This window comes from Isosphaeraceae bacterium EP7 (assembly GCA_038400315.1).
Taxonomy (GTDB): Bacteria; Planctomycetota; Planctomycetia; order Isosphaerales; family Isosphaeraceae; genus EP7.
The window spans coordinates 2573752-2579063 of the sequence record CP151667.1 but is presented as its reverse complement, the minus strand read 5'-3'; the positions used below and the strand labels follow the sequence as shown (position 1 = coordinate 2579063).

The window sequence follows — 5312 nt, the reverse complement described above, 5'->3', positions numbered from 1 at the left end:
CCCTCCGCGATTGCTTGCATCCTCCACGGCGTCCTGTATCATGGCGGGCCGATCGTCGTCCGATTCTTCATCCGGTCCGATCCACACTGCAACAGGAATTTTTGATGAACATGCGATATCCTGCGAGAGCCTGGCTCATCGCCTCGGTGATCTCACTCCTCGGGGCCGGTCTCACCCCGGCCCAGGGGGGCGAGCTGGTCAACGGCGACTTCTCGAATGGCCTCTTCGGCTGGGTCGTCTCCGATCCGTCCTACGTGACTGTCTCGAACGGCAAGGTCACCCTTGCCGAACATCCGATCGATCAGGAAGTCTTCCTCTACCAGGATTTCACCCTCCCCGTCGGGGCCCCTTCCCTCTCGTTTACGATCGCGGGACTGACGTCCGAGTCCGACGGCGATCCGCCGAATGCCTTTGGTGCCGCCCTGATCGACCCCCTCACGTCCCTCTCGCTCGTGCCGACCGTGGACAGCATGACCGACTCGTTCTACATACGAGACCTCGTCTCCGGCGTCAGTCAGGGAGATGCAGCGGCGGGGGTGACCGTCTCCCCGGCGGCGGACGCTCTGCCTCTGACGATCTCGGTCGCGATCGCCGGCCCGCTCGGAGGCCAGAACGCCCGGATCCTCTTCCGTCTCCTCTCGGGAGGAACCGCCACCGGATCGTCCGTGACCCTCGATGGTGTGACGTTGGCGGCCGTCCCAGAGCCCGGAGGGATCGTCCTGCTCGCGACCGGCCTGGCGTGTGTCGCCGCCCTCTCGACCGGGCGATTGACGCGTCTCCGATTTCCTGGGTGATGACCCGCCTCGCGGAGCCGGTGAGCGCCCGCCCCCGCGGGGCCGCAAGGCGATCGAGCCGGTCTTTCGAGGCTTCCGCAGCAGGTCGCGGATCCAGGAGAGCCTGACCGAGAACCTCGCGGCGATCTGCTCGCGGCTCGCGTCGCCGGCGTCTCAAGCGGCCACGACCCACTCTCGTAGGTTCATCGAATGGGTCTTCATCATCCGTATCCACCCGACGGGAAGAAATAACCGCGTCAACCGCCAGAGTTAATGAAAATCGCTCTAAGGGCCGAGCCACAGACGGGTTTCGGCACTGGTCGCCGCCCTCCAGATGCGAGCACTCCTGTCCAGGCTTGCGGATGCCAAGGACATCCCGTCGGGGGAAACAGCGAGGGACATGACGTTGCCGGTGTGTCCTTTGAGAGTCGACTTCAGTTCGCCGGAGTCGTAATCCCAGAGTCGGATCATGTCGTCTCTAGCACCGCTGGCGATGGTACGGCCTCCATCGAGGATCGCGAGGGAGGTGATGTGATTGGTGTGTGCCAGGGCGACAGACCTGGCCCGTTTGCTGCCGACGTCCCAGTTGATCAGGCGCCCTTCGGCATCGCCCGAGAAGAGCGTCTTGCCGTCAGGCGTGAAGGCCAGCGAGCGGAAGTCGCTGCCGGCTCGATCAAGGCCGCCGTCCTGGCGTGAACCGGCGGCGTCCCAGAGGTCGATTCGATTGCCTCCATTCGCGGCGGCCAGTGTGCGGCCGTCGGGCGAGATGGCGACGGCGGAGAGGGTCTTGGATCGGCCGGGGTAGGTGGATAGGGCTGCCCTCTCGGCGAGGCCCCAGAGCGTAACTTCGCCGTCGTCGCAGCCGGACAATAGCTTCGTTGCGTCGGAGGAGAGGGCTAGCGAGACGTAAGACTTTGGCTTTGTCCCAGGGGGCGAACTTCGACCCATCGACCCCTGGGGAGTTAGAGTCTTGGCGTCCCAGAATCGGATCGGGCTATGCTCTCCGGCCGAGATGAGCGTCTTGCCGTCGGGGGTGTAGAGGATCGCGGTGACTTCGCCGGCATGGCCCGACGGGTTCTCCGGCGCCGGATCGATCTGAGCGATGCGCTCGCCGCTCGAGGCGGACCAGATGACGATCCTTCCATCGCGACAACCCGCGGCCAGGACCTGGCCGTCGCTCGAGTAGGCGACGACAACAAGGCCGGCAGAATGGCTAGCCACGGGGGCGTCTGCCCCTTCGGTACTCATGCTCCACAGCTTCACGCTGGCATCGTTGCTCCCCGAGGCAATCGATCGACCGTCTGGTGAGTAGGCAAGGCTATTGATCGGGCCGCTGTGCCCCTTGAGGGTCGCTTCAAGTCGGCCTGTCTCGACGTCCCAGAGCGTGATGGTGTTGTCGAAGCTGGCCGCGGCAAGGCGTCGACTGTTGGGAGAAAAGGCTAGTCCCCAGATGCTGGCCGAATGGCTCCTGAGCTTGTCTCGGGATTCCCGACGCACGAGATCGCGGATCGTGATCGAACGGTCCTCCCCCCCAACGGCCAGGGACTTCCCATCTGCGGAGAAGGCCAGTGATCTCGCGGCCACCTCGCCGACGCGGAACGAGTCCACGACGGATGGCGTCGCCTCGCCGGCGCAGCAGGTCTTGCGCACGAGGACCGTGCCGTTAAGGCCGGCGACGGCCATCAACCGGCCGTCGTCCGAGAATGCGTGGATCCGATAGTGAGTGTCGGGAAGCGGGCCGGCCGCCAGGGGCGGGCCGGAGTATTCGCGGACGAGTCGCCACGAATCGAGATCCCAGACGCGGTCGAGGTTCTGATCCTGGGCAGAGATCAACCTGTGCCCATCCAGGAAGGCCAGAGCGAGTACTCCCTTGCCGTCGACTCTGGGCAGAGGTCGAGGGGCGCGATCGCCCTGTCCCCAGATCAGGATCGAGCCGTCGGTGCAGCCGACCGCGATCTTCTCACCGTCGGACGAAACGGCCAGCGAGAGGATCTTGCGAGCCGATTTGTAGCGGGCTTTCTCCGTTGCGGTGGCGAGGTCCCATGCGATGATGACCCCCTCCTGCGCAGCCGTGACGAGGGTCCGAGCGTCGCCCGAGTAGGCTACGGCGATGACCAGGCCGCGGTGGCCCGCGAACTCGGCCGAGGTCCGGTGAGCCAGCCTCCACCAGTAATACCATTCGAAGCCGCGGAGGTCGTCGGCGCCTAAGTCTCGCCCGTACGGGGCGAGCAGGTCGCGCATCCTGCGTATGTCAGCCGACTCCCAGGCGAGCTGGGTGAGGTTCATTCGGGCGAAGTAGAAGGTCCTGCGCTCTTGCGAGGCCAGGTGTGCGACCCGAATTGCCGCGGTAATCGAGACCCCCGTGATGGTCAGGAGCAGAACGACAATGGCCGCGACTAGCCCGGCCTGCCAGGGGTTGCGGCGGCAGATCCTGAGGAGACGCCCGGCGGGCCCGGTGCGACGGGTCAAGATCGGCCTGTGATCGAGGAATCGTCGTAGGTCCTCGGCCAACTCTCCGGCCGAGGCATAGCGGCGGCCAGGGGCCTTCTCCAGGCACTTCAGTGTGATCGTATCGGCGTCGCGAGGCAGCCCCGGCACAAGACTGGAGGGGGAGACCGGTTCGTTAACACGGACCTGACGCAAGGTCTCGAAGATGGTTGCACCGCGGAACGGCGGCCGTCCGGTGAGGACTTCGTAAAGTACCGCGCCCAGCGAGTAGACGTCGGCCGCCGTTCCAGCTTGCCGGGCCCCGTGCTCCGCCTGCTCGGGGGCCATGTAGATGGGGGAGCCGAGCAAGACCCCGGTCCCGGTCAGGCCCGAATCGTCGGCGAGATCTTTGGCCAGACCGAAATCGCCGATCTTCGGTGAGCCATCGAGATTCATCAGCACATTGCTCGGCTTCAGGTCGCGATGCACGACGCCGAGCCGATGAACCTCCTCGACCCCCCTGGCCAATGCTTCGACAAGAATCGCCGCCTTTCGCGGGGCCCATGGAGTGCCATCGAGACGGTCGGCCAGGGTGCCGCCGACCATATATTCCATCTCGAAATAAGGGAGGCCTTCATGCTCGCCGACAGCGTGAATGCGGACGACGTTGGGATGCTCCAGCCGGGCGATGGTCTCGGCCTCACCCTTGAATCGCGAGATCAACTCTGGAGACGTCAATCCGCCCGGCGGCAGCATCTTAATCGCCACGATCCGATTGAGGCGGACTTCGCGCGCGCGGAGAACGACGCCCATGCCACCTCGCCCGAGTTCATCCAGGATCTCGTACCCGGGGATGTCCGGGAGGCCCCCTCTCCGATGTAAAAGCACGTCGCCCAGAGTTGTGGGCGCGAGCGGCGTGCGCTGGCCCGAGCGTGCCTCTGGCGGGCGGCCCATGAGACGGCGGAGAAACGCAGAGGAGTCCGGATCACCGGGAATTAGGGCCGGACCGGGGAGGAAACGTTTGTCGTCGGTCAGAGCTTCGAGCATGTCCTGACAGGTTGGGCAGTCAGCGACGTGTCGCTCGACATCCTCGGACTGACCGGGGAGCAATTCTTCTTGCAACATTCTGGCCAGCAGGTCGGGTGCGGGGCAGGTAGTCCCGTTCATAGAGCCGCCATGTCCTGTTCGATCCGGCGGACCTCCTCACGCAGCATCTGCTGGACCTTGCTCTTGGCCTTGAACGCGGCAGCTACCCCCATGCCGGCCTTCTCGGCGGCTTGGGTGCCGGCGAACCCCTCCATCGCCGTCAGCCGGAACGCCTCCCAAGTTCTCGTCTCGACCCGGTTCTTGACCCGCTCCATCGCCATCTCCAGCACCTCGCGATCGAACGCGTCGGAGAGTTGCGTCTGGAGGTCGTCCCGCGCGACGACGTGGTCGAGTTGATTGAGGAACCGGCAATCACCGTTCCCTCGCGCACCGGGGCGCCTTCGCGACTCGACGAAGTCGCACCAGGCGTAATGGGTGAGCGTCCTGGTATAGGCACGGAAGCTCTGCGACGGGTCGTATCGGAACGAGCGGAGCCTGGACACCAGCCTGGTCAGTACGTCCTGGGTCACGTCCTGAGCGTCGGCCTCCTGCAACTTCAGGCCGCGACACCAACCATAGATCAGCGGGCCATATCTCCCGACGAAGACGGCCCAGTCGACTGGGTTTGCGGCCTCGCCCCGGAGCCTTTCAAGGAGGCTGGCACTTGTTCTCGAGAGCGATCGTTCATCCATTACAACTCCGCAACCCCTTACTCAGGTGGGTTTCGTCCACCACGAATCGACCTCCACCAGAAAAAATAGCACGCGCTGTCAGGTTTTGCAGAAAAGGGGTGACTCCCTCGTATTCGCTGACTTTGTGCATGTGGAATCGAGCCGCGAAGTCGCGACGGGACTACCAGCCAACGACTGCGACTACCGCAGACCGGGTAGATCTGTGACTGCCCGGTCAAATGATTCAATCCCGGGGTGAAGCTGACCGGGCCGAGAGTTCTCGCTCGCCACCTGGCGCCGCAGTCTAGTCTGCCAAAAGCCCCGAAACCGGATCGCGGATCGGCATCTCCTGACG

The 5312-nt window shown here is 64.6% G+C and carries 3 protein-coding genes; 1 reads left to right on the top strand and 2 read right to left on the bottom strand.

Translation table 11 applies throughout. The features are described 5' to 3' along the window. The first annotated feature begins 110 nt into the window (after window positions 1–110). The gene (locus tag EP7_RS09825; protein WP_463527682.1) at window positions 111–794 is read left to right on the top strand and encodes a hypothetical protein; all 684 of its coding nucleotides are present in this window, start codon (window positions 111–113) and stop codon (window positions 792–794) included. Between the two features lie 264 nt (window positions 795–1058). Here EP7_RS09825 and EP7_RS09820 read toward each other — a convergent pair whose 3' ends face one another. Then, the gene (locus EP7_RS09820; protein WP_463528398.1) at window positions 1059–4154 is read right to left on the bottom strand and encodes a WD40 repeat domain-containing serine/threonine protein kinase; all 3096 of its coding nucleotides are present in this window, start codon (window positions 4152–4154) and stop codon (window positions 1059–1061) included. A gap of 209 nt (window positions 4155–4363) precedes the next feature. Continuing rightward, on the bottom strand, window positions 4364–4978 hold the full coding sequence (locus tag EP7_RS09815; RefSeq protein WP_463527681.1) for an RNA polymerase sigma factor: 615 nt from the start codon (window positions 4976–4978) through the stop codon (window positions 4364–4366). Window positions 4979–5312: the final 334 nt, after the last annotated feature.

Bases quoted from the DNA above. Each gene is read 5' to 3' on its own strand.
- EP7_RS09825 (WP_463527682.1), top strand. From the start codon at position 111: ATGCGATATCCTGCGAGAGCCTGGCTCATCGCCTCGGTGATCTCACTC.
- EP7_RS09820 (WP_463528398.1), bottom strand. From the start codon at position 4,154: ATGGGCCGCCCGCCAGAGGCACGCTCGGGCCAGCGCACGCCGCTCGCG.
- EP7_RS09815 (WP_463527681.1), bottom strand. From the start codon at position 4,978: ATGGATGAACGATCGCTCTCGAGAACAAGTGCCAGCCTCCTTGAAAGG.